Origin of the sequence: Hyphococcus sp. (assembly GCF_965267305.1) — a bacterium.
Classification (GTDB): Bacteria; Pseudomonadota; Alphaproteobacteria; order Caulobacterales; family Parvularculaceae; genus Hyphococcus.
In genome coordinates this window covers 3761028-3786928 of record NZ_OZ253945.1, presented here as the reverse complement: position 1 = coordinate 3786928, position 25901 = coordinate 3761028, and the positions used below count along the sequence as shown (strand labels likewise).

At 61.1% G+C, this 25901-nt stretch carries 21 protein-coding genes; 9 read left to right on the top strand and 12 right to left on the bottom strand.

All coding sequences use genetic code 11. The annotated features are described in order from the left end of the window. Positions 1-9: 9 nt before the first annotated feature. The 3 genes from ACQY5P_RS18335 to ACQY5P_RS18325 all read right to left on the bottom strand — a co-directional run bounded on the left by ACQY5P_RS18335 (position 10) and on the right by ACQY5P_RS18325 (position 2051). Positions 10-225, bottom strand: a complete 216-nt coding sequence (locus tag ACQY5P_RS18335; RefSeq protein WP_428408319.1) for a Flp family type IVb pilin — start codon at positions 223-225, stop codon at positions 10-12. After that, a complete protein-coding gene (locus ACQY5P_RS18330; protein ID WP_428408318.1) occupies positions 225-626 on the bottom strand; it encodes a (deoxy)nucleoside triphosphate pyrophosphohydrolase in 402 nt (133 codons plus the stop codon). The genes ACQY5P_RS18335 and ACQY5P_RS18330 overlap by 1 nt, the downstream gene beginning before the upstream one ends. Before the next feature lie 99 nt (positions 627-725). Then, a complete protein-coding gene (locus ACQY5P_RS18325) occupies positions 726-2051 on the bottom strand; it encodes a peptidylprolyl isomerase (protein ID WP_428408317.1) in 1326 nt (441 codons plus the stop codon). A gap of 180 nt (positions 2052-2231) precedes the next feature. Here ACQY5P_RS18325 and secA point away from each other — a divergent pair, with 180 nt between their 5' ends. Next, entirely contained in the window at positions 2232-5093 is a 2862-nt protein-coding gene (gene secA / locus ACQY5P_RS18320; protein WP_428408316.1) for a preprotein translocase subunit SecA, read from the top strand. Positions 5094-5162: 69 nt separating this feature from the next. On the opposite strand, the gene ACQY5P_RS18315 is transcribed toward secA, so the two are convergent. From ACQY5P_RS18315 to ACQY5P_RS18305, 3 genes are all read right to left on the bottom strand, one after another. Next, the gene (locus tag ACQY5P_RS18315) at positions 5163-8375 is read right to left on the bottom strand and encodes an amidohydrolase family protein (RefSeq protein WP_428408315.1); all 3213 of its coding nucleotides are present in this window, start codon (positions 8373-8375) and stop codon (positions 5163-5165) included. Between the two features lie 106 nt (positions 8376-8481). Then, positions 8482-9198 (bottom strand): NAD-dependent deacylase, encoded by a 717-nt coding sequence (locus ACQY5P_RS18310; protein WP_428408314.1) that lies wholly within the window; start codon positions 9196-9198, stop codon positions 8482-8484. Between the two features lie 6 nt (positions 9199-9204). Further along, positions 9205-9729: a DUF1993 domain-containing protein gene (locus ACQY5P_RS18305; RefSeq protein ID WP_428408313.1), complete on the bottom strand. Its 525-nt coding sequence runs from the start codon at positions 9727-9729 to the stop codon at positions 9205-9207. 109 nt (positions 9730-9838) lie between these two features. On the opposite strand from ACQY5P_RS18305, the gene ACQY5P_RS18300 reads away from it, so the two are divergent. Then, positions 9839-10303: a low molecular weight protein-tyrosine-phosphatase gene (locus tag ACQY5P_RS18300; protein WP_428408312.1), complete on the top strand. Its 465-nt coding sequence runs from the start codon at positions 9839-9841 to the stop codon at positions 10301-10303. On the opposite strand, the gene thpR is transcribed toward ACQY5P_RS18300, so the two are convergent. Then, positions 10279-10821: an RNA 2',3'-cyclic phosphodiesterase gene (thpR, locus tag ACQY5P_RS18295; RefSeq protein ID WP_428408311.1), complete on the bottom strand. Its 543-nt coding sequence runs from the start codon at positions 10819-10821 to the stop codon at positions 10279-10281. The genes ACQY5P_RS18300 and thpR overlap by 25 nt on opposite strands. 74 nt (positions 10822-10895) lie before the next feature. On the opposite strand from thpR, the gene ACQY5P_RS18290 reads away from it, so the two are divergent. After that, a complete protein-coding gene (locus tag ACQY5P_RS18290; RefSeq protein ID WP_428408310.1) occupies positions 10896-11765 on the top strand; it encodes an SDR family oxidoreductase in 870 nt (289 codons plus the stop codon). Between the two features lie 27 nt (positions 11766-11792). Here ACQY5P_RS18290 and ACQY5P_RS18285 read toward each other — a convergent pair whose 3' ends face one another. Both ACQY5P_RS18285 and ACQY5P_RS18280 read right to left on the bottom strand, forming a co-directional pair. Further along, positions 11793-12224 (bottom strand): DUF6491 family protein, encoded by a 432-nt coding sequence (locus ACQY5P_RS18285; protein WP_428408309.1) that lies wholly within the window; start codon positions 12222-12224, stop codon positions 11793-11795. A gap of 144 nt (positions 12225-12368) precedes the next feature. Beyond that, positions 12369-12788 (bottom strand): BLUF domain-containing protein, encoded by a 420-nt coding sequence (locus tag ACQY5P_RS18280; protein ID WP_428408308.1) that lies wholly within the window; start codon positions 12786-12788, stop codon positions 12369-12371. Positions 12789-12993: 205 nt separating this feature from the next. On the opposite strand from ACQY5P_RS18280, the gene ahcY reads away from it, so the two are divergent. Beyond that, positions 12994-14400, top strand: a complete 1407-nt coding sequence (ahcY, locus tag ACQY5P_RS18275; RefSeq protein WP_428408307.1) for an adenosylhomocysteinase — start codon at positions 12994-12996, stop codon at positions 14398-14400. 74 nt (positions 14401-14474) lie between these two features. On the opposite strand, the gene ACQY5P_RS18270 is transcribed toward ahcY, so the two are convergent. Genes ACQY5P_RS18270 through ACQY5P_RS18260 form a run of 3 tightly spaced genes read right to left on the bottom strand, consistent with a single transcriptional unit; the run spans position 14475 to position 15460 of the window. After that, entirely contained in the window at positions 14475-14696 is a 222-nt protein-coding gene (locus ACQY5P_RS18270; RefSeq protein WP_428408306.1) for a hypothetical protein, read from the bottom strand. A 45-nt stretch (positions 14697-14741) separates the two neighbouring features. Continuing rightward, entirely contained in the window at positions 14742-15140 is a 399-nt protein-coding gene (locus tag ACQY5P_RS18265) for an SRPBCC family protein (RefSeq protein ID WP_428408305.1), read from the bottom strand. Beyond that, a complete protein-coding gene (locus ACQY5P_RS18260) occupies positions 15137-15460 on the bottom strand; it encodes an ArsR/SmtB family transcription factor (RefSeq protein WP_428408304.1) in 324 nt (107 codons plus the stop codon). The genes ACQY5P_RS18265 and ACQY5P_RS18260 overlap by 4 nt, the downstream gene beginning before the upstream one ends. 221 nt (positions 15461-15681) lie before the next feature. Between ACQY5P_RS18260 and ACQY5P_RS18255 the strand changes: the two genes are divergently transcribed. The 5 genes from ACQY5P_RS18255 (at position 15682) to ACQY5P_RS18235 (ending at position 25837) form a co-directional block, all read left to right on the top strand. Beyond that, positions 15682-16251, top strand: coding sequence for a TonB family protein (locus tag ACQY5P_RS18255; RefSeq protein WP_428408303.1), 570 nt, complete (start codon positions 15682-15684; stop codon positions 16249-16251). Between the two features lie 228 nt (positions 16252-16479). Beyond that, positions 16480-19164 carry a PAS-domain containing protein gene (locus ACQY5P_RS18250; RefSeq protein ID WP_428408302.1) on the top strand — a complete coding sequence of 895 codons (2685 nt, stop codon included), beginning with the start codon at positions 16480-16482 and terminating at the stop codon, positions 19162-19164. A 64-nt stretch (positions 19165-19228) separates the two neighbouring features. Further along, a complete protein-coding gene (locus tag ACQY5P_RS18245; RefSeq protein WP_428408301.1) occupies positions 19229-19876 on the top strand; it encodes a tetratricopeptide repeat protein in 648 nt (215 codons plus the stop codon). Positions 19877-20007: 131 nt separating this feature from the next. Next, positions 20008-20763 carry a hypothetical protein gene (locus ACQY5P_RS18240; RefSeq protein WP_428408300.1) on the top strand — a complete coding sequence of 252 codons (756 nt, stop codon included), beginning with the start codon at positions 20008-20010 and terminating at the stop codon, positions 20761-20763. Between the two features lie 178 nt (positions 20764-20941). Continuing rightward, positions 20942-25837, top strand: coding sequence for an NAD-glutamate dehydrogenase (locus ACQY5P_RS18235; protein WP_428408299.1), 4896 nt, complete (start codon positions 20942-20944; stop codon positions 25835-25837). The last annotated feature ends 64 nt before the right edge of the window (positions 25838-25901 follow it).

Here is a 25901-nt window from a genome sequence, read left to right as displayed (position 1 = left end):
CGCACGAGCTTACTGCCCGGCCGTATCGAGCGTATCTTCAATCGTGCTGTACATACCGCTGGTGGAATTCGTATAGGCGCGTATGGACCCGACGATCGCGAGAAAGATCAGCGATACGATAAGACCATATTCAATGGCGGTCGCGCCGGACTGGTTGTCGCGAAAGGCGCTTGCCTGTCTGGCAAAGGCCCGCCATGCGCACTTCAAAGACTTTCCTGGGGCCATCACAACAAGTCCCTTAACTGCGCCGCAAGCGGACGATCCGCTGGCGGCATCTCCATCCGGATGAGGCCTTCCGGCTTCACCCAGCGAAGCTCCTGCCCTTCAAGCGGCGTCGGTATCCCCTTCCACTTCCGGCAGACATATAGGGGCATCAAAAGGTGAAAGTCCCCTAAAGCCTCGGATGCAAAGGCCGCCGGCGCCAGACAGGACGCCTCTGTATCGACAGCGAGTTCTTCCTTCAATTCACGCACCAATGCCGCTTCCGGCGTCTCGCCTTCGGCGAGCTTTCCGCCCGGAAACTCCCATAATCCCGCATGGGCTTTTCCTTCCGGCCGGCGCGCCATCAGGACCTTTCCGTCCCGGTCGATGAGCGCGCAAGCCGCCACCAGCAGAAGCTTCGCCATATTCTCGCCTTAATTCGTACTTGAGGAGTATTAACAGAATGATGGGAGGGTCGGTAAAAATTCAGATAATCGCCGCCCGTTGAGATGGTTAAGCGCCGTTTACGGACCGGTTTCTTCGCTGAGCGGATCACCGGCTTCTTCTTCCGCCGGCAGCATGAATCGCGGATCGTCGAGCGGCGGATCGGACAAATCCGGCGGCTGGGCGCCGGAGGGCGTTTCTTTCGCCTGAGGACGGAAATAGACGACCTGGCTTTTCTCTTCGAGATCGCGAAGCGAGGATTCGATCGTCCTCATACGGAGAAAGCTCTCGATTGGCGCGCGCACGCTCGAGAACGGCACCGCGCTTGTGGGCCGCCGGTCGAGAACTTCAAGGATATGCCAGCCGAATTCGGTCTGGAACGGCGCGGCGAGCGTGCCCGGTTCGGCCGAAAACGCCGCGTTCGAAAAGACCGGCGTCATCATTCCGCGCGTGAACCAGCCGACTTCTCCGCCCAAGGGAGCTGTCGCCCGGTCGAGAGAGCGCTCTCGCGCCAATGCTGTGAAATCGGCGCCGCCTTTGAGCAGCGCAATGATCTCTTCGGCTTCCTCACCGGTCGCCACCAGAATATGGCGGGCCCGGACTTCGTCGCCGAGGCGCGTCACATCGGACTGCGAGCGGTAAAGCCGCTCCACCGCCTCCGGCGTGACTGTATCGCGGATCTGCGCGTCCATATAAGCGCCCGCCAGCACCCGGTCCCTCGCGGCGTTGACCTTGCGCGCCACGCTGGGGCTGCGCTGGAGGCCTTCATCAAGAGCGGCGCGAGCGAGCAGCCGCTGCTCCACATAGGATTCGACGAGTTCGCGCTCAAAGGCCGTGCCCGGCGTCAGGATTTCATCGGGGCGCAGGAAGCCTCCGGCCCGCGCCGCCGCCTCGATTTCCGAAAGATGCACATAACGTCCGTCGATCCGGGCGAGGATCGGGTCGTCCTCATCCACGGGCGCCCGGTTCGATGACGACCCCGCAATATCGAGCGCCGGCGAGGCTCTTAACAGATCGATCATCCAGAGAGTGCAAACAACGAGAAAAGCGCCGAACAGCGATGAATAGGCGCGCCCGGTGCGCGTTGGCAGCCAGGCGATCAGCCCGCGAAAAGCCGTAAGCGCGATGCCGCCCGCATAGGCGAGCCCGTCGAGGGCCCGCCGGGTCAGAAGCTTCACCGCCCGCCAGAGGGCGGAATCGAGGGCGGCGGCGACCCGCCAGGTGGTGATGCAGAATTTGCCGAAGCCCCTGGCGGCGAGAACTATTCCCGTCCAGACAAGGCGCGCGAACCAGAGGGTCCCGCCTGCGGCGGCGCGCCACAGGGCGCCGGCGCCGCCGCCCTTTTTCTGCAGCGCGGCTGCCGCCTCCGGCCCCTGCTCCCCGGTTTTATCCGGCGTTTCCATCATGTTCCGCCTCGCGCCCCGGCTGTCGGCCCCGTTCGTTGACAGGACCAGAGGCGCTCACTATCTCTCCGGCGCGCCCGACGCGGCGCGTCACATCCAACCCGGCCGATGAAAGGCGCGCCCCGCGCTGGTCCGACGAGGGCGCCAACGGGCTTTTCATCGCACGACGAAGGCTTAGTCCTCATGGCGTTACTCGGTATCGCAAAAAAAATCTTCGGCTCATCCAATGACCGCCGCCTTAAGCCTTTATTCCGCCGCGTGGAGGCGATCAATGCGTATGAAGACGAGATCGCCAAACTCACCGATGATGGCCTGATTGCTCAAACCGAAAAGTTAAAACAGCGCTATAAGGACGGAGAATCTCTCGACGATCTCCTGGAAGAGGCCTTCGCCACCGTCCGCGAGGGAGCCAAACGCGCCCTTGGCCAGCGCCATTACGACGTCCAGATGGTGGGCGGCATGGTGCTCCATTCCGGCGACATCGCTGAAATGAAGACCGGCGAAGGCAAGACCCTGGTCGCCACCCTCCCCGTCTATCTCAACGCCCTCACCGGGCGGGGCGTCCATGTGGTCACGGTCAACGATTACCTCGCCAAACGCGACGCCGAATGGATGGGCCGCGTCTACTCCCAGCTCGGCATGACCACGGGCTGCATCGTTCACGGCCTCACCGATGAGGACCGCCGCAAGGCTTATGCCTGCGACATCACCTACGGCACCAACAACGAATTCGGCTTCGATTACCTGCGCGACAATATGAAATCGTCGCTCGACCAGATGGTGCAGCGCGGCCATCACTACGCCATTGTCGACGAGGTGGACTCGATCCTCATCGACGAAGCCAGGACGCCGCTCATCATCTCCGGCCCCACCGACGACAAGTCGGAGCTCTACATCACCATCGATGCGCTGATCCCGCAATTGACCGATGATGACTACGAGATCGATGAAAAGCAGCGTTCGGTGACGCTGACCGAGGAAGGCAACGAAAAGATCGAGAAGCTTCTCTCCGAAGCCGGCCTCCTTCAGGGCGACAATCTTTATGACTCGGTCAACATCTCGATTGTGCACCACGTCAATCAAGCGCTGAAGGCCCACAAGATTTTCCAGCGCGACAAGGATTACATCGTCCGAAATGACAAGGTGACCATCATTGACGAGTTCACCGGCCGGATGATGGAAGGGCGGCGCTGGTCCGACGGCCTGCACCAGGCCTGCGAAGCGAAAGAAAAAGTTTCGATCCAGCCGGAAAACCAGACCCTCGCCTCGATCACCTTCCAGAACTATTTCCGGCTTTATGAAAAACTCGCCGGCATGACAGGCACGGCGCTTACCGAAGAAGCCGAATTCGCCGACATCTACAAACTCAACGTCTTTGAAATCCCGACCAACAAACCCATCGCCCGGGAAGACATGGACGATGAGCTCTACATGACGGCGGAGGAGAAATACAAAGCCATCGCGCTGCAGATCGCCGATTGCGTCAAACGCGGCCAGCCGGTGCTCGTGGGCACGGTATCCATCGAGAAGTCCGAATATCTCTCGAACCTCCTCAGCGACAAGAAGTTCTACAAGAACCTCGCAAAAACCCTGCGCGAGCGCGCAGCCGAACTGAAAGACAAGGAAGCCGACCTCAAAAAGAAAATGGAGGAACAGGCCGCCTATCTTTCCGAGCTCGGCGACAAGAAAGACCCGATCCCGCACAACGTGCTGAACGCCCGCTATCACGAACAGGAAGCGGAAATCGTCGCCGGCGCCGGCGCGCCGGGCGCCGTCACCATCGCCACCAACATGGCCGGCCGCGGCACCGACATTCAGCTCGGCGGCTCGGTTGACATGCAGCTCATGAACGCCCTGGAAGAAGGCGACGACGAAGAGACGATTAAGCGCAAACGCGCGGAGATCGAAGCCAAGATCGCTGCGGACAAGAAAAAAGCGCTCGACGCCGGCGGCCTCTTCGTCCTCGCCACGGAGCGTCACGAAAGCCGCCGCATCGACAACCAGCTTCGCGGCCGTTCGGGCCGTCAGGGCGATCCGGGCACGACCAAATTCTTCATCGCCGTCGATGACGACCTCATGCGTATTTTCGGCGACGGCATGGAAAAGATGCTGAAGCGCTTCGGCATCCGCCCGGAAGAATCCATCGAGCACCCCTGGTTCACCAAGGCGGTGGAGACGGCGCAGAAAAAAGTCGAACAGCGCAATTACGACATGCGCAAGAACGTCCTCAAATTCGACGACGTCATCAACGACCAGCGCAAGGCGATCTTCGAACAGCGCATCGAGTTCATGTCTACGGACACTGTCGACGACATTATCGGCGACATGCGCAACCAGCTCGTCGAGGATCTCGTCGCGGCGCATATGCCCGCGAAGTCCTACGCCGAACAGTGGGATGTCGAGGGCCTCAAAAAAGACCTTCAGGAAATCTTCGGGCGCGACATGCCGGTTGAGGAATGGGCCAAAGAGGAAGGCGTCGCCGACACCGAGATCGCCGACCGCCTGATCGAGGAGACCGACAAGATCGCCGCCTCGCGCGCCGCCGAAATCGGTCCTGACATGATGCGCCGCATCGAAAAGGCGATCCTCCTCAACGTCCTCGACACCAACTGGCGCGAGCATCTGCAGATGCTCGACCATCTGCGTTCGGTCATCTGGCTCAGGGGCCACGGCCAGCGCGATCCGGTGAACGAATTCAAGACGGAAGCTTTCGGCCTCTTCGAAGCGCTTCTCGACGGCCTCAGACGCGACGTCACCCGCATGCTGATGCATGTGCAGGTGCGCGCGCCGGAACAGGCCGTGCCGGAACGCCGCAACATTCCCATGACCGAAACCCATGTGAACCCGTCGACCGGCGAAAACGAGATGGCGGCGCCGAGAAATCCACGCGACCGCCTCTCCGCCGGCATCGGCACCATCAAGGGCGCAGTCCGCGCGCAAGGCGTCGATCCGAACGATCCGGAAACCTGGGGCCGCGTGCCGCGCAACGGCCCCTGCCCCTGCGGCTCAGGCAAGAAATACAAGCACTGCCACGGGTCGATTTAGACATCCGCCGAACAAATCAAAAAAGCCGGGCCTGAGCCCGGCTTTTTCATTTTCGCGGTAGTACGGTTTCTATTCCCACCAGTAAGGCGGGCGTTTGCGGTCGCCTGTCGTTTCCTCGTTCAGGGTCGCCGCATCATAGAGACGGCCGTTCAGCATGACATGGCTGATGTCATCCGTGTTCTGAATGTCATCGAGCGGGTTTGCGTCGAGGACGATAAGGTCGGCGAGCTTGCCCGGCTCGAGCGAGCCGATGTCCTTGGAAAAGCCGAGCGCTTTCGCCGGAGTGATGGTCGCAGTTTTCAAGGCTTCGAGCGGACTCATGCCGCCGCGGGCGAAGGACCAGATCTCCCAGTGCGAGGCGAGGCCTTCTTCCTGTCCGTGGGCGCCGATGGAGACCATGACGCCGCGGTCGGCGAGCATCTTTGCGGTCTTTGCACTCACCTGGTCCACATAATCCTCTTCCGGCGCCTTTTCGCGGCGCGCGGAGCCGGCGGCGAGCACGCCCGGCGGCGCATGCGCGGCAAGGATCGGGTGGCGCCACACATCCATCGCCTGGCGCCAGTAAGGATCGCCCGCCGGCCCGCCATAGGTGACGACGAGCGTCGGCGTGTAGGCGACCTTGGTCTGTTCCCAGAAGCTCAACACGTCTTCATAGAGCATCGCCTGCGGGATGTTGTGTTCGACGGTGGTGTTGCCGTCGGCGATCAGCGACATGTCCATATGGAAGAGCGACCCGCCCTCCGGCACCACGGCGATATTCTCGTTATTCGCTGCAACCGCCACCTGCTGGCGCTGCTCGCGCCGGGGCTGGTTGTAATTCTTGATGGAATGAGCGCCTTGGGCTTTCAGCCGCCGCACATGGGCGAGCGCATCTTCATAGCTGTCGATGACGGCGTAAACGCTCGGCGCCTTCGCGCCGTAGACCACCTCGCCCGATGAATAGAGGCGCGGCGCAAGGATTTCTCCGGCGCGCTGATATTCGGACGCGGAGAAGATATGGCTCGCCGAGCTGGACGGGTCATGGATCGTCGTCACGCCGAGCGCCAGATGCGCCAGCGCCGACCAGTTCTGTTCCGGAATGATGTCGTCCGTCCCCTGCGGCCCGTGCGCATGGGCGTCGATGAGGCCAGGGATGATCGTCTTGCCGGAAAGATCGACCGTGGGCGTCCCCGCCGGATAGGAGACCGCCGCCGCAGACCCCACCGCCGTGATGCGGTTGTTTTCAATGAGAATGATCCCGTTGTCGATCACGCCGCCATCTTCTTCAGCCATGGTGATGATGCGCGCGCCGACCAGCGCCACGGTTCCGGCGGGTTTGTCCGTCGTGAACGTCATGGAGAGATCGGCGCCGCTGGACGGCGGCTCATAGGACGGCGCGTCCTCATCTTCGGTTTTCGGCGCCGACGGCGTCATATCCGCAACCTTGGCGGAAAAAAGAGTCGGCCCCAGCGACCAGTTCAATGCGCCGCGCGACCAGTTGATATAGCTTGCGCCGCCGCCGCTTGCTTTCGTCACGGGAAGCGCAGAGGCCGAGCGCCCGGCGCCGACTTCCTGAGGACCCGGCGTCATGGGCATGACGAAGGCGTTGTAGTTTTCGGTGAAGGCGAGATGCTTGCCGTCATGGGAGGCCTGAAACTCATTAATGAGGTCGCCCGACGCATGGAGGCGTTCGTCATCACCGCTGAGATTGACGCTGACGAGTTTCGCCGTCGTATCCTCGAAGCGCGTGACAAAGACGCGGTCGTTGCTCGCACCGAAATGCGGGTTCGATCCTTCATCCGTAACTTTGGTTACGGCGCCGCCGCTGGCGGGAACCGTGTAAACCCCCGGCGCCTCCGACCATTCCCTGTCGGTTAGATAGCCGCCCGATCCTTTTTCAAAAACGATAGTGCGGCCATCGGGAGAAAAGCGGGGGCGTCGGTAATGGCCCGGCTCACGCGTTACGGCGCGGCCCGACCCGCCGCCGGCGCTCGTTATGCGGATGACGCCAAGACCGTCGTCGGTCCACGAGACATAAACGATGCGCGATCCGTCATAGGACCATGACGGGAAAAGTTCGAACCCGTCGCGCGCATTGGTGAGGCGGCGCGGTTCGCCGTTGGGAAGGTTTTTGACATAGAGCTTGCCGACGGATTCGAAAACCGCGCGCTTGCCGTCTGGCGAGACCGCTGCGAAGCGAGGCATATGGGTTTTGAAACTATCCGGGGCCACATCGACTTGCGGGCGCGGCGGATCGATCACCGCGCGGGTATCCTTCACATGGAAGGGAATGTCCGAGACCGCGCCGGTGGCGACATTGATGCGGCGGATCTTGCCGCCGGCCCAGAAGACGAGGCTTTTCGAATCCGGCGTCCAGTCCATATTCGGATAGGCGCCCTGCACCGCCCAGGTTTCCTGCATGTCCTGATCGAGATCGTCATAGATCTTGCGCTCGGCGCCGGAGACGAGGTCTTTCACATAGAGTTTCGATTTCGCGAGTTCGCGGCGGACGAAGGCGATCTGCTTGCCATCGGGAGACGGGGTTGGCCGCACCGAACCGCCGAGACCGGACACGGCTGTCGTGATCTCGCCCGTCGCCATTTCGTAACGGTTGATGTTGAAAAGATCGCCATGGGAATCCTGCGCATAGATGAAGGTCGCGCCCGGCGTCACGTTTTGCGAATAATAGATGTATTTTCCGTCTGCGGAGAAAATCGGTTCTCCCAGTTCTTTCTGATGGGTTTCGCTGGGCTTCTTGACCAGCGGCACGCCGTCGCCCCCGGAGATGTGATAAAGCCAGATTTCACCGACGCCGAGCGAGCGCTGTGTCGTGAAATGCTTGCGCGCTGCGAGATATTGCCCGTCTGGCGCCCAGGTGGCGTTGTTTAACAGTCGGAATTTTTCCTTGGTCACCTGACGCTTGTCGGACCCGTCGGCGTTCATGATCCAGATATTGTCGCCGCCCGCGCGGTCGGAGGTGAAAGCGAGTTTCTTGCCGTCGGGGGAAAAGCGCGGCTGGATTTCCCAGGCCATGCCGCCCGCAATGGATGTCGCCTCGCCCCCCGCCATGGGGATCGTGTAGATGTCGCCGAGGAGGTCGAAGGCGATAGTCCGCCCGTCGGGGCTCACATCAAGGCTCATCCAGGTGCCTTCGCGGACATCGATCCCGACATCGCGGGTTGGCAGCGGCGGCGCCATGACGTCCCATTTATCTTCTTTTTTAGTCTCGCCCTCCGCTTCCTGCGCAAAAACGGAGACAGGCGCGAGCGCGAACGCCGCGATAAACGCAATCGTCTTTTTCATTGGAGCACCCCGGATGATTCCCTCATTGGGGATCAGCCTAGAGCGCGAGCGCGGCGCGCGACAACCCTAACAGGCGGCGGAAGCGGCGAAGTGAGGCGCAAAAGCCTCAGTTCGCCTCAAGCACATTCCTCACCCATTGCGGGACGACTTCTGTCGCAGGCCCGTAATGGGCGTCGGTGAAGAGATGCGCGTTTTCCGACGGCTCCAGATTGAGCTCCATCGCCGGAACGCCGAGCGCCCGCGCTTCGGCGACGAAACCAGCCGCCGGATAGACCGATCCTGACGTCCCGATGGAAACGAAAAGATCGGCGGTTGCAATCGCGTCAGCCGCCTCCTCCATATGTCTCGGCATTTCGCCGAACCAGACGACGTGAGGCCGCATGCCCCCCGCGCGTCCACATGTGGCGCAGGCCGACTCCACAGACAGATCTTCGCCGCAAGAGGTTACCGCGGCGCAAGACGCGCATTCGGCTTTCAGGAGTTCGCCATGCATATGCAGGATGTTTTTCGATCCGCCGCGCTCGTGAAGATCGTCCACATTCTGCGTGACGAGGGTCAGGCGTCCGCCCCGCGCCGCGAGCGCCTTCTCTAGGTCGGCGAGCGCCTTGTGCGCGGCGTTAGGCGCGACCGATGGCAAGGCGCGCCGCCGGGCGTTGTAAAATTCATGCACCAGCACGGGGTTGGCGGCGAAGCCTTGCGGCGTCGCCACCTCCCGATAGTCGTATTTCGCCCAAACACCGTCCTTGTCGCGGAAGGTCGCGACGCCCGACTCCGCCGATATGCCGGAGCCGGTGAGGACAACGATGTTTTTAGGCAGGGGCATTTGTTGCTAGCTGATATAGCGCGCGAGACCGGCCAGATAATCTTTCTTGCCGATGTCGATCCCAAGCTCGCGCAGGATGAGATAGGCCGTCGTCACATGGAAATAGAGATTGGGCATGATCCATTGATGGGCGAAAGCGCCCCGCGGCAGCGTGACCTTGCGCTCCGGCCCCATAGGCACGGTGATGTCGGCGTCCGGGTTGGCGTCGAGCGCGGACGCATCGAGCTTTGCAATAATATCCCCCGCCTTTTTGATTCGCGCGCGCAGTTCCTCAAAAGACGCCTCGTCATCGGGGAAGCTAGGTATCTCCGCGCCCGCGATCCGGGAAAGGCCGCGCGCCGGAATTTCCGTCGCGAACCGGAATTGGGTCGCAAGAGGGAACATATCTGGCGTCACGCGCCAATTGAGATAGACGCCTTCCTCAACCTTGGTCGCCTCACAGCGTTCTGCGGCTTTGACGAGAAGATGATCCAGCGTCGAAAACATGTTGTTGACGGCGGGAATTATGGAAGACGAGAGTGTCGTTGTCATGAATCCTGTCCTGTTTGACTGTTAACGTGCATCTTGCGCCCGGAGAGAGATTAAGCGAACACCGCCGTCAGGAAAAACCCCCGCCGGCGCCGCCACTCGGAAACGTGACATGAAAAGCGTCCTCTTTGTCTGCCTTGGCAATATCTGCCGCTCTCCGGCGGCCGAAGGCGTCTTGCGCGCCAGGGCGAAAGAACGCGGGGTCAATGTCACCATCGACAGCGCCGGCACGGGCGGCTGGCATGCGGGCGATCCGCCCGATGCGCGCATGATGAAAGCGGCGGCGAAGCGCGGGATCGACATTTCCTATCAGCGCGCGCGGCAGGTCGATCTGTCTGACTTTTATCAGTTCGATTATCTCCTCGCCATGGATCTGTCGAACCATACGGATCTTCTCGATATGGCGCCGCCGAACCGGACCTGCGACATTCGCCTCTTTCTCGACTTCGCCGATTGCGACACGCGCGAGACGCCCGACCCTTATTATGGCGGTCATGACGGATTTGAACGCGTGCTCGATCTCATCGAACGCGGCGCCGAAGGATTTCTCGATTATCTGGAAGATGAAAGCGCATAGCTCGCTTCGATCTGATAGACGCTGTTTTCATTGCCGAGCTGCGACGAGTAAAGGTGGAAATCCTCCACCGGAAACGGCCCGCAGGAAAAAAGCCCGTGCTGAGCCGCATAAAGCTCCGCCGCATCCTGCGGCGTGCCTTTCAGATAGGCGAGCGTCACATGGGGCTTGAATTTGCGCTTTTCGAGATTGAAGCCTGAGCGGCGCAAAGCAGTCTCCACTTTCGCCTGCAGATGCAAAAGCTCCGGCGTCGCGTCAGCGCCCGCCCATAAGGCATGGGGGTTTTTATCGCCGAAGGTTCCGACGCCCGAAAGCCGCATCTCGAACGCAGGCGCCTCTATGCCTGACAAGGCGTCCAGCGCGGCGGTAAAGCCGTGGCGGTCCGCCTCGCCGATGAAAGCGAGAGTCAGATGAAAACTCTCCTCCGGACGCCAGCGCGCCCCTTCAACGCCATATTGAAGGGTGGTGAGCGCATCGGCGACGATTTCAGGCAGGGAAAGTGCGACAAACAATCGGTGCATGGCGTATCGACATGTTTATAATATGAACCTGCCATAGCAGCTTTCGCCCCGAAGTCGAATATTGATCCTTCCTGATGACCGACGCTCCCAAACTCTTGTGCCTCGGCTACGGCTATACGGCGCGCGCCTTCGCCGCGTTGAAACGTGCTGACGGCTGGCGCATCGCCGGCACGACGACATCGCCGGAAAAAGCGGCGGCGATGGCGAAAGACGAGATCGACGCGCATCTATGGACTAATGAGGGTTTCGATCCGTCATGGCTCAAAGATGCAGACGCCATTCTCATCTCGACGCCGCCGGGCGATGACGGATGTCCCGCGTTCAAAGCCGCGTCAGAAGCGATCGCCGAAAACGCGAAACAGTTCCGCTGGATCGGCTATCTCTCCACCAATGGGGTTTATGGCGATTATGACGGCGGCTGGGTGACGGAGGAAAGCGAGCTGCGCGGCGCGAGCAGTCGCTCGCTTCGCCGTATCGAAGCGGAAAAGAGTTGGCTGGCGCTCGCGGATCAACATGACCTGCCGCTGATCGTTTTTCGCCTCCCCGGCATTTACGGGCCGGGCCGGTCGGCCATCGATACGGTGCGCGAGGGTAAGGCGAAACGCATCTACAAAGAAGGCCAGGTTTTTTCGCGCATGCATGTGGACGACATCGCCGCCGCGCTCGCCGCCAGCATGGAGCGCCCTCGCCTTCACGATATCTACAATCTCGCAGACGACGAACCGGCGCCGCCCCAGGACGTCATCGAATACGCCTGTACGCTTCTCGGGGTCGACCCGCCGCCTTTAATCGCACTGGAAAAGGCGGACCTCTCGCCCATGGCGAAAAGTTTTTACGCGGACAACAAGCGCGTCTCGAACCAGCGATTGATAGACGCGCTCGAGTTTAAATTAAAATACCCGACCTACCGCGAAGGGCTGAACGCGATCCTTGATGCGGAATGACGCACGGTTCTGAAGCCGTGCCGTCGCTTACATCGTGTCATCGGTTTCTTCTTCCGGCGCCGGGGCGTCATCGTCCCACTCGTAAATGCCGGTGATGAAGCAGCGATGGGTGAAGCCGGGAGTGTCTTTGACGATGATGACGTCGCCTTTGCTCACGCATCCGCCAGCCGGCATGCTGTCGATTCCGATGCTCAGCGCCGATCTTAAGGTGTTGGAACGGCAGGCGCCGGAAAGCTCCGTATAATACCATTCGTTCACGCCGCGCTCCAACAAGACGACATTGTCCTTGCCTTTGATGTCTTTCCAGCCATTGATCGTGCTGCCAAAACAGATGCGGTCGACTTTGGCGCCGATTCGCGGATCGGCCCCGGCTTCATCCGCGGCTTGATTGCTTGCGCACGCCGCCGTCGTCATGAGAGCGGCAGCCGTAATCGATGACAGAAGCCCTTTGATGCTCATGGATTTCCTCCGCTTACTCGCGCCCAGCGATTTTTTTCATAACATGAAATTGTTATATGGCGTTGCACACAATTGCGCGAGCGTCTCGCAAGCAATCGTGCGCGTCCGGACATTCCTATAAGCAGCGCCTAGAAGCGGCGATGATCAGGCGCCGTTGCGATTGGCGACTTTGTAGAAGGATTTTAACAGCGTCAGAATCTCTTCGCCGCGATCGTCGCGCCGCATCGCTTCGAGAGAATCCCGCGTCAGATCAAAAGCAGCAGCAGGCGCACGAGGCGTTGTGAGCATGGGACAGCCCATGGACCAGGTGGGAAAGTGCCGCTCCTCAATGGGCATGCGGTAAAGCTCGATGATCTGCCGGTGCCGGGCGTCGTTGACGATCCTGGCGTAGGTCTTGTCGAGCGCCCTTGTCGGCCCCTCAAGCGCCTGAAGGAAATTGCCCTCGGCGAAGAGCAGCACGCCGGTGAGCCCGTTGGACCCGTTATTGCGGCGCGAGACCTCGAGAATCGACTCGAGATCGGGAGATGCGAGCACGGACGCACTCGCATAAACGACTATTTCCATCAAGGCTCCCCGACTTCTGGACCCGTGACTTTCTCCCGAAGCACAGTTTACCACGGTGCGCCTGTCATAACTACTAATAGGACGGCGCCGGTGGTTTACCGGTTCTTAATAAGCACATAAAGAAATCTTTATATGCCCTTGGCAGCGGGCGAGCCCCCTGTTATAGCGCCGCTCATATTGTTCAGCAGATCAGGGAATCACCGACATGACCGCGCCCGCGCACCACGATTATCACGTCAAAGACATTAATCTCGCCGATTACGGCCGCCGGGAGATCGAAATCGCCGAGACCGAAATGCCGGGCCTCATGGCGACCCGCGAGGAATACGGGCCCAAGCAACCGCTGAAAGGCGCCCGCATCGCCGGCTCCCTGCATATGACCATTCAAACGGCGGTCCTCATCGAGACCCTGCAGGCGCTTGGGGCTGAAGTTCGCTGGGCCTCGTGCAACATCTATTCGACGCAAGATCACGCCGCCGCCGCCATCGCCGCGGCCGGCACGCCGGTCTTCGCTTTCAAGGGCGAAAGCCTTGAGGAATATTGGGACCTCGCCGACAAGATCTTCGAATGGCCCAACGGCGAAACCGCCAACATGATCCTCGACGATGGCGGCGACGCGACGCTCTTGATCCTTCTCGGCGCCGACGCCGAAAAAGATCCGTCGCTTCTCGAAAATCCGAAGAACGACGAGGAAAAGGCGCTTTACTCCACCATCAAGCGCCGCCTCGCGAGCCAGCCGGGCTGGTACTCTAAGGTGAAAGCCAACATCAAGGGCGTGTCGGAAGAAACAACGACCGGCGTTCTGCGCCTTTACCAGCGCCAGAAGAAAGGCCAGCTCCCCTTCCCGGCGATCAACGTCAACGACTCCGTGACGAAGTCGAAATTCGACAACAAATATGGCTGTAAAGAGTCCCTCGTCGACGGCATCCGCCGCGGCACCGACGTGATGATGGCCGGCAAGGTCGCGCTCGTCGCCGGTTATGGCGATGTGGGCAAAGGTTCGGCCGCCTCGCTCGCCGGGGCCGGCGCGCGGGTCATGGTCACCGAGATCGACCCGATCTGCGCCCTGCAGGCGGCCATGGACGGCTTTGAAGTCGTCACCATGGAAGAGGGCTGCCCGCGCGCCGACATCGTCATCACATCGACCGGCAACAAGGACGTCCTCACCGTCGATCACATGCGCATGCTCAAAGACATGGCGATCGTCGGCAATATCGGCCATTTCGACAACGAGATTCAGGTCGACGGCCTCAAGAACTTCAAATGGGTCAACATCAAGGATCAGGTCGACATGATCCAGTTCCCTGACGGCAAGCGCATGCTGCTTCTGTCTCAGGGGCGCCTGTTGAACCTCGGCAACGCCACCGGCCACCCGTCCTTCGTCATGTCGGCGTCGTTCACCAACCAGACGCTCGCGCAGATCGAACTGTGGACCAAGGGCGACCAGTACAAGAACGAAGTCTACGTCCTGCCGAAGCATCTCGACGAGAAAGTCGCCAAACTCCATCTCGACAAGATCGGCGCGAAGCTGACCCAACTGTCGCAGGAACAGGCGGATTATATCGGCGTCGACGTCAAAGGCCCCTACAAGTCGGATCACTACCGCTACTAACGCCGGATGACATCCGCGTTACGAAAAGGCCGCCGCAAAGGCGGCCTTTTTTGTTCGCGCTCACTTAAGCGCCCCTATATGTCGGCTTGCGGCGCGCTGCGACCTTTTCCGAGATAAGGCAATGCGAAGAGGTAAAGTCCGCTAAACATCAGCAAGGCCAGCGGCAGCAGCGGCGAATACACCAGCCACATGGGCGGCTCGCCCAGGGCCATGGCGGCGAAATTGGCGATGACGCTGACCGTGAACAGTATCGACAGCCACCGGTGCCCCTGCCGGATTGCTTTGTTTATTTTCATATTGATCTCTTCCCTAGTTTACGCACACGCCGACGGCTCTGTTATTCAGTTGAGGCTCGCCAAAAGCTGCTCGAGATTTGCAAAGAAATTCGGCCAGCCGGCTTTCGCGCCCTGATAGTAACGCGGCTGATCCTCGCGAAAGCCTTGCTGCTCCATGCGCAGGCTTGTGCCTTTCTCCGTGGGCGTAAGCGTCCAGGTGACAGTCGTTTTCAGGCGCGTGTCGCCCCATGTGTAGGAGAGCGTTCTGTTCGGTTCGATTTCAAGAATTTCGCAATCGACCGATCCCCACTCTGCGCTGAACTTGAAACGATGGCCCAAATTCGGCTGGAAGTCGGTCTTCATCAGCCACTCTTCGAGAAGATGCGGCTGGGTGAGCGCGCGCCAGATTTTTTCCGGCGGATAGGGAATGTCGCGCTCCACCACAACAGAAAGCGTTTCAGTCATTGGTCCATCCTTTTCAGCAGATCTTCGAGCGCGTCGAACCGGTTTTCCCAATAGCCGGTCATTTCACCCGTCCAGTCGATGAGCGGCGCGAGCGCGCCGGTCTGCGCGCTGTAATGGGTTTGGCGTCCATCCTGGCGATCCTTGACTAGGCCCGCCTGCTTCAGGACCGCGAGATGTTTTGAAACGGCCGGTTGCGAGACGCCCGCCTCCGCCGTCAGGGCGCCGACGGTCTGCTCTCCGCCTCGGCACAGGCGCTCGAATATGGCCCGGCGGGTCGGGTCGGCGAGCGACCGGAAAATCATGTCTTGAGCAGTTAGCATTTCAACTCATAACTTATTGGCTATGAGTTATTCATAACCATTGAGCTATGGTTTCGTCAATTCCTTTTGCCAATGCCAACAGAATTCATGTTGCCACAAATGTCGCAGATAGCTAATATGCGACTACTGTAGCACGGGGGCGTGCTAGTGATCGAGTGGCCGTCAGCGCCTTCCGGCTATGCCCGGCTCACCCTTGAGCCTTCGCATGAAAGGAATGCGCTATGTTCTTGATAAGATGGATACTTGGCATGCCTATGGCCGCGCTGATTACGGCGGGCCTGTTCTTCATGATGGCGCAGCTCATCAAGGACCGGGGCGAAGAGCTGCCCCCGCCAAAGCCCAGCCTGCAGCTCAAGATCACGCCGGATATAAAAGAGACGGAAACCAGAGAAATCAAACCGCCGCGCGAGGTTCTTAAGAAAAAGCCGCCCGAGACGGAGCTGGAGTTTCCTCCGGTGGACCGGAAAGGCGGGACGCCCGTCGATCCGGGCCCGTTTGAAATCGAGCGAATTCCGCCGACCGACGGGGGCGTCATCGCCGGACCGACCATCAAGGTGCCGCCAGCCTATCCGGAAAGCTGCCGGTCGCGCGGCATCACAGGCGCAGTCATTGTCGAATTCGACGTCACCCCCGAAGGCAATGTAGTGAAGCCGCGAGTCGTTCAATCCCCGAACGCCTGCTTCAACCGCACCGTCATCAAGGCGGTCTCCGGCTGGAAATATCCTCCCGCCGCCAATGGCGGCATGCGCTACGGCGTCATCGAGCGTTTCAATTTTCAGCTTGAGGAATAAGCGTTTACGGGGGCCGCAACCTGTTGAAAAGTTCATCGCAGCAGCGGCCCCATTCCCTCCTTTTGCCCTAGCGGCGCAAGACCGACGCAGTCCATATTGCGCAGCTTAGGAGCCAGCAGCGCTAAATATCGCGAATCTCTGTATTCAGCGGTTGGGGAGAAGCCCAAGACGGAAGTTGCTGACGCGAAGCGGACAGGTGCGCGAATGCGGCGATACGCAAAGTTCTTGATGGCGGGCTCGACCCTTTCCGGGGTCATCGCTCTGTCGGGCGGCCTGTCCCAAGCTTTTGCTCAGGATGCCACGGACGCCGCCGAACCCGCAGGCGGCGCCTTGTCCTTTCTCACCGGAATCGATCCTGTTGTCGCGGGCGCCGCCGGCGCCGTGGGTCTCGCCGTCGCCGCCGTCATCTGGGCGCTGCGGGTTTCTGCGGCGACCCGCCACCAGTCGCTCCACTGGTCCGACACGCTCGCGGAAATGGAGGCGCGGCTTGAAAAGGCGGACTCCGTTCTCTCGGCGCATCCGGGTCTCGTCCTCGTTTGGGAGGATGACAGCGAGTCTTTAAGCTCTGGCTGGGGAGAGCCGAAAATTCTCGGCGGTCCGGCGGCCCTCGCCTCGCTTCTTTCCTTTTCCACCAAGGACGAAGACGCAAAGGCCTCTCCCGTCACACGATTGCTGAACGCGTTGGGGGCCCTTCCTCTTGAAGACGACGAGGCGGAAAAGCCCGAGCCACTGCGCGAGAAGATCAAAAACTTGCGCGCCCATGGCGTCGCTTTCTCCGGCAATGTGGTCACCGCCGACGGTCGCTCCATCGAAGTCGATGGCCGCGTCGCCGGCGGACAGGTGGCGCTCTGGATCACCGACCCCGCCGTCCGCATGGCCGAAGACGGGGCCGTTATCGGCGCCTTCCGCGAACGCGCGGTCGATCTTCACGGCGCCCACGCCCTGCTCGAACGCTCGCCGGTGCCCGCCTGGCGGCGCAATGCAGACCTGCAGCTTGTGTGGGTGAACCGCGCCTATGCCGACATCGTCGAGGCGCCCAACGCCGCCGACGTCATCAAACAGCAGATCGAACTCGACAACTCCATCAAGAAACTCGCCGCCTCCGCCGCGACGGAGCGCAAGGCCAATGAAGGCCGTGCGGTCATCAACTCGCGCGGCGAACGGCGCGTCTTCCGCATCGTCGAAACGCCGCTCCACGGCTCAGGCGATGCGGCGCTGGGCGGCGTCGCCATCGACATCACCGAACAGGACAAGGCGAAAAGCGATCTGAAACAGCAGATCGAGGCGAACCAGCGCACGCTCGACCAGATCCAGACCGCCGTCGCGATCTTCGGCGCGAGCCAGAACCTCATCTATTACAACCGCGCCTTCCAGGACCTCTGGTCCCTCGACGACGCGGAGCTTTCGGGCCGCGTCTATCATGGCGAGGTGCTCGACCATCTGCGCATGAAGGGCCGCCTGCCCGAACCTTCCGATTATGACGAATGGAAGGAAAAGCAGCTTGCTCTTTATACGGAAGGTCTGGCGGAACCGGGCGCAGAGCGTCTTGGCGGCGCGCCGGACGAGATCTGGCGCCTGCCTGACGGGCGCACCATCCGCGTCGGGCGCCTGCGCCACCCCCTCGGCGGCGTCATGCTCGCCTTTGAGGACATCACCGAGAAGATTTCGCTCGAAGCGCAGTTCAACACCCAGATCAAGGTCCAGAAAGCGACCCTCAACAATCTCGCCGAGGGCGTGGCTGTTTTCGGCGCCGACGGAAAACTGCGGCTTTACAACAAGGCGTTTCAGAAACTCTGGCGGCTCGACGGGCGCCATCTCGACGCGCAGCCGCATATCGACGCGATCCTCGAGGGCTTGAAAAAACTCGCGCGCGAGGCGGATGCGTCGTTCGACGCGCTGCGCCGCTCCATCGTCTCAAAGGCGCATGAAGACCGGCAGACTTACGAGTTCCGCGAAATCCGCCTTGCGGACGGGCGCACCATTGCGATCGGCGCGGAGCCGCTCCCCGACGGCGCGACCCTCGCCCATTTCCTCGACGTCACGGATTCGAAAGAACGCGAGAAAGAGCTGAAAGAGCGCAACGCCATTCTCGAAAATGCGGATCGCCTGAAATCGAAATTCGTCGACCACGTTTCTTATCAGTTGCGCACGCCGCTCTCGACCATCATCGGCTTTTCCGAAATGCTCGACGGCCAGATGTTCGGCGTCCTGAACGACCGGCAGAAGGATTACATCGCCTCGATCCTTTCCGCGTCCTATCATCTGCGCGACCTCATCAACGACATCATCGATCTCGCCGCCATCGACGCCGGTCAGCTCGACGTGAATTTCAAGAAGACCGACATCCGCAAATTGCTCGAAAGCGCAGCCACCTTCGCGGCGCTGAAAGCCGAAGACACGCAAGTGACCTTGAAAGTCGATTGCCCGAAAGACATTGGCGAGGCTGAAATCGACGACAAACGCATCAAGCAGGTCTTGTTCAACCTTCTCTCCAACGCCTTCGCCTATACGGGCCCCGGCGGCGCCGTCACCATCGGCGCGCGGCGCGTCGGCAAGGCGGTGAAGATCTGGGTTTCCGACACCGGCCGCGGACTTTCTCCCACAGATCAGGCGCGCGCCTTCGACGCCTTTGAAAGCCGCGGGCCCTCCGCCGGCGCCGGGCTCGGCCTCGCCCTCGTGGAACGGTTCGTGAAGCTGCATCAGGGCTGGGTCAGGATGGAGTCCGAGGAAGGAAAAGGCGCGACCATCACCTGCTTCCTGCCCGAACCCGTCGCCGGCAACGAAGCCGCGGCGTCGGGCGATGCGAAGCCGGACACCGGCGCTGACGCCGAAAAGCCCAAAAACGCGCCGGCCAGAAAACGCGCAAAAGCCCGCCAAAAGGGCGATGCGACGGCGCGGCAGGCCGCGGAATAGAGCGGCCTCAACTATTTTAAGCGCCGCCTCTTTTTCGCCGCGTCCGGCGCGCTAGAGTGCGCGCATGTTGGCAGTTCTCCTCCTTCTCCTGGCCGCGCCTGCGGAGACCATCGATCCGCGCTACGCGGACTGCGTCAATCTCGTCGAGGCCGATCTCGAACTCGGCCGCATCGCCGCCCAGCAATGGGTCGACGAAGGCGGCGGCGCCGAGGCGCGCCATTGTCTTTCCGTTGCCGATTTGAGAGCCGGCTTCCCGAAACTCGCGGCGCTGCGCCTTGAGGAAATCTCTCAGCGCAAGGACGCTGGCGATGATTATGTGCGCGCGCGGCTTTTGTCTCAGGCGGCGGAAGCCTGGCTCGAGGCGGAAGAACCGGCCCGCGCCGAGGAAGCCCTCAATCAGGCGTTTGCGCTCGTGCCCGACAGTGCGGAACTGCAGCTTACCGCTGCGAAGGTCTACGCCGCACAGAACCGCTGGCAGGAAGTCGTCACCGCCGTCTCCACCGCCGAAGAGGGCGCCTTTGTCAGCGCGGAGACTTATGTGTTGCGCGGCAAGGGCCGGCTCGCTGTCGGCGACTATGAGCGCGCCGCCGACGATGTCGTCGCCGCTCTCACTCTCGATCCCACCAATGTGGACGCGCTCGTCCTGCGCGGCGATCTCGCCCAGGTCGGAATCGATATCGGGGTTTCTCTCGCGGCGCCGCAGGAAGACTAAGCGCCTCACCCGATATTGCGTCTCGACGCGCGGGGAAAATCAGCCCACAGCCTTTCCCTTCAGCGCTTTAATCTTTCATTAAGGATTGAAGCCTCCGATGGGTTAACGAGACATTGGGAAGGGGACCGCGCATGACAAGCGCATCATTGCAAGGCAAATCGGTTCGCGAGCTGCAGGAAGAGATCGCCCGCAACGCCGGCGCGCCGCGGCCGCGCCGCCGCCCTGGTCTTTCCCGCGCCGCCCGGCTCAATCTCATCGACATTCTTTCCCGCTGGAGCGGCCCGGGTCTCGCCCTTGTCGCCGGCGTTTCGATCTATCTCGCGATAATCGCGGGACGCGCCTATCCGGCGCGCGCGACAGCCTGGGCGCTGATGATGCTCGCCGCCCTTTGGGTGACCCGCCGTCTCAGAAACGATTTCCGCGCCGGAGAGCACATGACATCCCGGCCTTTCCGCTGGCGCGCATCCTTCACGGCGAGTCTCAGCGTCCTTGGCGTCATTCTCGCCTCGGCTCCGATCCTCTTGGCGCCCGCGAGCGCGCCTGCAGCTTTCGGCATCCAGATTCTCGGGCTTTCAGTGACTGCAGCCTTTGTGACGGCGCTGATGCTATCGGCGCATTTGCCGAGCGCGGCGGCGCTGGCGCTTCCGGGCGCAGCTTTTGCGCTCCTTGCCGGGCTCCGCGCAGGCGATATGGGGCTTGTCGGCGGCGCGCTGGCGATATCGGTTCTTAGCATTTCCGGTCTCTATCTCGCCAACCAATATCTCGAAAAGTCTGCCGCCAAGCGCTATCCGCGCACATCTGTGCTCAGACGCGAGGTTGAGCGGCGCGTCGGCTCTGCTGGCGCGGGCATCGGCGCAGCGCCGGGCTCGAAAACGGCGCAAGGTTGAAGCCTCTTTTCGCCTGATGTTTTCGCGGCTTTATTAAGAACTATTTAGCTATTGCAGCATTTTCGCAGGCGCCGGCGCGGCATATGTGCTGCGTGCCGATTTCACATGGTTTTCGTTAGACATTTTCAAAGCCTTCACGTTATGAGGGCGGCCAAAATCCCATCGCAAAGGAAGCGATATGCCCGAGGGCTTTATCACCGACACCGATAGCCAGATTCTAGAAGACGTCCTTGCGCTCGCCCGGAAGAAAAAGGCCGGCGACGCGGACGAAAACGGCGAATTGACGCCGGCCTTCAAAAGCTATCTGGAACAGCTCGTTCTTTACGCCACGGGCGAAGACAAGATCTGGTCGGAACCGCAATCGCTTCTCGCCCGCGCCGTCGTCGCATGGAAACACGCCCATACGCGCAAACCCGGCGAAAGCAAGATCTCGCTGCGCATCGAAGAGGGAAAAAACTGGACCGAAAAGCGCATGGTCCTCGACATCGTCACCGACGATAAACCGTTCCTCGTCGACTCAATTTCCGCAGCGCTCTCCGATCACGGCAAGCCGGTAAGCTTTTTCTCCAACGCGGTTATCGCCATCGCCAGAACTGAAAGCGGCAAACGCGAGCCCAACGCGCCGCAGGCGGCGTTCCGTGAATCCATGATCCATGTGGAGATGGATCCCCCGGTCATGGAAAACGAAATCGAAGCGCTCGCCGACGAACTCGATGCAGTCCTCTCGGATGTCGCCATCGCCGTCGACGATTGGGAGCCTATGCGTGCGCGCCTCGGCGCCTGCATCGCACAACTCGAACGCTCGCGCCTGCCTGGCGTCAAACCCGACGAGCAGCGCGAGTCCGTGCAGTTTCTGAAATGGCTGTGGGACAACCGTTTCGCCTTTCTCGGCGTGCGCCATTTCAACAAGGTCGGCGACGGCGATGATGCGCAGCTGGTCATCGATCCGGAAAAGGATCTCGGCATCCTGCGGGCGCCGGGCCGCAACGTCCTGATGTCCACCTTCCAGCCGGACGGACAATTGTCCCCGGCGGTCGCCTCTTTCCTCGCCTCGAAAGAGCCTATTCTTGTCGCCAAATCGAGCACCAAGTCGCTGGTCCACCGCCGCGTCTATATGGACTATGTGGCGGTCAAGAATTTCGCGCCCGACGGGACGGCCATCGGCGAGGAGCTTTTTGTCGGCCTTTTCACGGCGGAAGCCTATAACCGCCCGGCCTCCGACATTCCGCTGATCCGCGCCAAGGTCGACGCCGTTCTCGAACGCACCGCCTTCGCGCCGGGCGGGCATAACGAAAAAGCGCTGATCAACATTCTCGAATCCTGCCCGCGCGACGAACTCTTCCAGGTCGATGTGGAAACGCTGACCGAAACCGCGCTCGGCATACTGCGTCTTTACAAGCGCCCGCGCGTCAAACTGTTCCTGCGCCGCGACCGTTTCGACCGGTTCATTTCCGCGCTTCTGTATGTGCCGCGCGACCGTTTCAATTCGGATATCCGCGAGCGCGTTGCAGATTTGCTCGCCGATACATTTGACGGCCGGGTTCTCTCATTCACGCCGTTCTTCGGCGACGCGTCGCTGGTGCGCGTTCACTACATCATCGGCATCACGCCGGGCGCGCCTGAAGGTCCGGGCCTGACAGAACTCACCCGGCAGGTGCGCCAGATCTGCCGCAATTGGAATGACGGGCTGCTCGAAACCATGCGCGAGGCCCACGACGGCGCGACGCCGGCGGCGCTTTACGCGAAATACGAAAAGGCGTTCGACGCGGGCTATCGCGAACGTACATCGCCGTCGGAAACCCTTTCCGACATTGCAGCGCTTGAACAACTCGATGCAGCGCCCATGGTGGTGCGCGCCTACCGTAAATCCGGCGACGGCCCGCAAGCCGTGCGCATCAAGATCTACAAGCGCGGGGAGCCGATGACGCTCTCGAAGCTCATTCCGACCATTGAAAATCTGGGCCTCAGCGTGCTGCAGGAGGCGAGCCATGAAGTTTCGCCTTATGGCGAGGGCAAGGATTGCTGCTGGATCCACGACTTCAACACCGAGCAGGCGAGCGGACAACCGATCACTCTCGACGAGGTGAAGGAAGCGTTCGAGGAAACCATCCTTGCGGTGCTCGAAGGGCGCACTGAAGACGACGGTTTCAACGAACTGGTGCTCACCGCCGGCGTCAACTGGCGCGAGGCGTGGCTTCTTCGCGCCGCGGCGAAGCATCACCTGCAGGCGGGCTTCGCCTATTCGCTGATCTACATTCAGGAGGCGCTCGCCAATCATCCGGCGATCGCGCGGCTCCTTATCACCGCGTTCCATGCGCGCTTCAATCCGGATGGACCATCTAACGCCGACGCGCGCATTAAGGATGTAGAAGCCGCAGACGCGGCTATCGAAGAAGCGCTCAACGACGTCGCCAGTCTCGATGAAGACCGCATTATCCGCCGTTATCGCACTTTGTTCGCAGCGATCACCCGCACCAACTATTATCAGCGCCTCGTCGACGGCTCGGTCAAATCCTATATCTCATTCAAAGTCGACAGCTCGAAAGTCGCGGAGATTCCCGAACCCAAACCCTATCGCGAGATTTTCGTGTCCGGTCCGCGGGTCGACGGGGTTCACCTGCGCTTCGGCCCGGTGGCGCGCGGCGGCCTTCGCTGGTCGGACCGTCGCGAGGATTTCCGTACCGAAGTTCTCGGTCTAGTGAAGGCGCAGCGTGTCAAGAACGCCGTGATCGTGCCCACGGGGTCGAAAGGCGGGTTTTATCCGAAGCAATTGCCAGCGGGCGGCGACCGCGCTGCAATCTACGAGGAAGGCCGCGAAGCCTACAAGGTCTTCATTCGCGGGCTTCTCGATCTCACCGACAATATCGTCGCCGGCGCGCCGGTGACGCCGCCGCGCCTCGTGCGCTGGGACGATCCCGATCCTTATCTCGTCGTTGCGGCTGACAAGGGAACAGCCGCCTTCTCCGACACGGCGAATGCGATTTCGGAAGAATACGGCTTCTGGCTTGGCGACGCGTTCGCGTCCGGCGGCTCGGCCGGTTACGACCACAAGGTCATGGGCATCACCGCCCGCGGCGCGTGGGAAGCCGTGAAGCGTCACTTCCGCGAAATCGGCAAGGACATCCAGACCGAACCTTTCACCGCAGCCGGCGTCGGCGACATGTCTGGCGACGTTTTCGGCAACGGCATGCTCCTGTCGCAACAGACGAAGCTTGTCGCCGCTTTCGATCATCGCGATATTTTCATCGATCCCGATCCCGATCCGGCGAAATCCTGGGCCGAGCGCAAACGCCTTTTCGATCTGCCGCGGTCTTCATGGCAGGATTACGACAAGAAACTGATTTCCAAAGGCGGCGGCGTCTTTCCGCGCTCGGCGAAATCGATCTCCGTGACGCCGGAGATCAAGGCCCTGCTCGGCATCACGGATAAAGAACTGACGCCGAACGAACTCATTCGCGCTGTCCTCAAGGCGCCGGTGGAGCTGTTCTGGCTCGGCGGCATCGGCACCTATTTCAAAGCCGAGGATGAAGAAAACTGGCGCGTCGGCGATCGCGCGAACGATGCAGTGAGAATCGACGCTAATGAAATTCGCGCCGCCGTCATCGGCGAAGGCGCCAATCTCGGCTTCACCCAGCTTGCGCGCATCGAATATGCGCGGAACGGCGGACGCATCAACACCGACGCCATCGACAATTCCGCGGGCGTCGACTCCTCCGACCACGAAGTGAACATCAAGATCCTTCTGTCCAACGCCATCGAGAATGGAGACTTGAAACGCGAAGAGCGCAACCCCCTTCTCGCCTCCATGACCGAAGATGTCGCAACTCATGTGCTGCGCCACAATTACGACCAGACGCGCGCCATCACCCAGATGGAGGAGACGGCGCCTCAGGATCTCGACGTCTATGCGCGTTTCATGACGACATTGGAGCGTGAGGGCCGGCTCGATCGCGCCATCGAATATCTTCCCGATCAGGAACGTCTCGGGGTCATGCGCCAGCAGGGGCTCGGCCCCACGCGCCCCGAACTCGCCGTCTTGCTCGCCTATGCGAAGATGTGGCTTTTCGACGAGCTGACCCGATCCGACAGCATGGACGATCCCCTGTTCGAGCGCGAACTCGTCGCCTACTTCCCCGACGCGCTGCATCAATTCGGCCGCTCCATCGTCACCCACCAGCTGCGCCGGGAAATCATCGCGACCCGGCTTTCCAACGAGATCGTCGACACTTGCGGCGTTTCTTTCGTGCAGCGCGCCGCTGAGACGAGCGGCGTCGATTTCGCGGTGATCTCCCTCGCCTATGAGGCGGTCCGGCGGATTTTCAACCTCAACGATTTCGCGGCTTGCGTCGACAGCCTCGACAATATCGTGCCGGCGTCGTTGCAGACGGGGCTTTATCTCGAAGCCTCGCGCCTGTTGCGCGATCAGACCTTCCATCTTCTTGGCGACATTGAGGCGAAGGAAAAACTCGCGCGCAACGGCCTCAACGCAGTCGTCGAACAATATCAGTCGGCGGTATCCGAATTCAAAACCGCCCTTCCCGACATCCTGCCCGCCGAGGCGGCGGCCGCGCTCGAAGATCGCCGTCAGGCCTGGATCGGCGATGCTGCGCCGGAAGAGATCGCCCGCGAGGCGGCGGCGATTCCGGCTCTCGAATTCGCGTTCGACATCGTCAATCTGGCGAGCGACACGGGCTGGTCCAATTCAGCTGTCGGCGGGATCTTTTTCGCCGTTGGCCGTATGTTCAAAATCGACGCCATGCGCGACAAGGCGCGGGCCGAACCGCCCGCCGATCATTTCGACCGGATTGCGCTCCGCCAGATCATCGAAGACCTGACCGCGCGCCAGCGCATCATCACGGCGCGCATCATCGCCGCTGCCGGAGCCGAACCCAAAGGCGCGCCGGCGAAATGGACGGACAAGGTCATCGAGAAATGGTCTGCAACCGCCGAGGATGCGATTGCGCTCTATGAAGAGTCGACCGCCTCGCTCGATCTCACCGGCCCCGTCAGCGTCGGCAAGTTTTCGCTCTTCACCCGCCGGCTCGACGAGCTTGCGGCGGATACGGCGCGGTAAGTCCGTCTGCGGATAAGCCAGAAAGCATTAGGACTATCGCCGGCCTCCGCATGCCTCTAAGCTG

Bases quoted from the DNA above. Each gene is read 5' to 3' on its own strand.
- ACQY5P_RS18335 (WP_428408319.1), bottom strand. From the start codon at position 225: ATGGCCCCAGGAAAGTCTTTGAAGTGCGCATGGCGGGCCTTTGCCAGA.
- ACQY5P_RS18330 (WP_428408318.1), bottom strand. From the start codon at position 626: ATGGCGAAGCTTCTGCTGGTGGCGGCTTGCGCGCTCATCGACCGGGAC.
- ACQY5P_RS18325 (WP_428408317.1), bottom strand. From the start codon at position 2,051: ATGATGGAAACGCCGGATAAAACCGGGGAGCAGGGGCCGGAGGCGGCA.
- secA (WP_428408316.1), top strand. From the start codon at position 2,232: ATGGCGTTACTCGGTATCGCAAAAAAAATCTTCGGCTCATCCAATGAC.
- ACQY5P_RS18315 (WP_428408315.1), bottom strand. From the start codon at position 8,375: ATGAAAAAGACGATTGCGTTTATCGCGGCGTTCGCGCTCGCGCCTGTC.
- ACQY5P_RS18310 (WP_428408314.1), bottom strand. From the start codon at position 9,198: ATGCCCCTGCCTAAAAACATCGTTGTCCTCACCGGCTCCGGCATATCG.
- ACQY5P_RS18305 (WP_428408313.1), bottom strand. From the start codon at position 9,729: ATGACAACGACACTCTCGTCTTCCATAATTCCCGCCGTCAACAACATG.
- ACQY5P_RS18300 (WP_428408312.1), top strand. From the start codon at position 9,839: ATGAAAAGCGTCCTCTTTGTCTGCCTTGGCAATATCTGCCGCTCTCCG.
- thpR (WP_428408311.1), bottom strand. From the start codon at position 10,821: ATGCACCGATTGTTTGTCGCACTTTCCCTGCCTGAAATCGTCGCCGAT.
- ACQY5P_RS18290 (WP_428408310.1), top strand. From the start codon at position 10,896: ATGACCGACGCTCCCAAACTCTTGTGCCTCGGCTACGGCTATACGGCG.
- ACQY5P_RS18285 (WP_428408309.1), bottom strand. From the start codon at position 12,224: ATGAGCATCAAAGGGCTTCTGTCATCGATTACGGCTGCCGCTCTCATG.
- ACQY5P_RS18280 (WP_428408308.1), bottom strand. From the start codon at position 12,788: ATGGAAATAGTCGTTTATGCGAGTGCGTCCGTGCTCGCATCTCCCGAT.
- ahcY (WP_428408307.1), top strand. From the start codon at position 12,994: ATGACCGCGCCCGCGCACCACGATTATCACGTCAAAGACATTAATCTC.
- ACQY5P_RS18270 (WP_428408306.1), bottom strand. From the start codon at position 14,696: ATGAAAATAAACAAAGCAATCCGGCAGGGGCACCGGTGGCTGTCGATA.
- ACQY5P_RS18265 (WP_428408305.1), bottom strand. From the start codon at position 15,140: ATGACTGAAACGCTTTCTGTTGTGGTGGAGCGCGACATTCCCTATCCG.
- ACQY5P_RS18260 (WP_428408304.1), bottom strand. From the start codon at position 15,460: ATGCTAACTGCTCAAGACATGATTTTCCGGTCGCTCGCCGACCCGACC.
- ACQY5P_RS18255 (WP_428408303.1), top strand. From the start codon at position 15,682: ATGTTCTTGATAAGATGGATACTTGGCATGCCTATGGCCGCGCTGATT.
- ACQY5P_RS18250 (WP_428408302.1), top strand. From the start codon at position 16,480: ATGGCGGGCTCGACCCTTTCCGGGGTCATCGCTCTGTCGGGCGGCCTG.
- ACQY5P_RS18245 (WP_428408301.1), top strand. From the start codon at position 19,229: ATGTTGGCAGTTCTCCTCCTTCTCCTGGCCGCGCCTGCGGAGACCATC.
- ACQY5P_RS18240 (WP_428408300.1), top strand. From the start codon at position 20,008: ATGACAAGCGCATCATTGCAAGGCAAATCGGTTCGCGAGCTGCAGGAA.
- ACQY5P_RS18235 (WP_428408299.1), top strand. From the start codon at position 20,942: ATGCCCGAGGGCTTTATCACCGACACCGATAGCCAGATTCTAGAAGAC.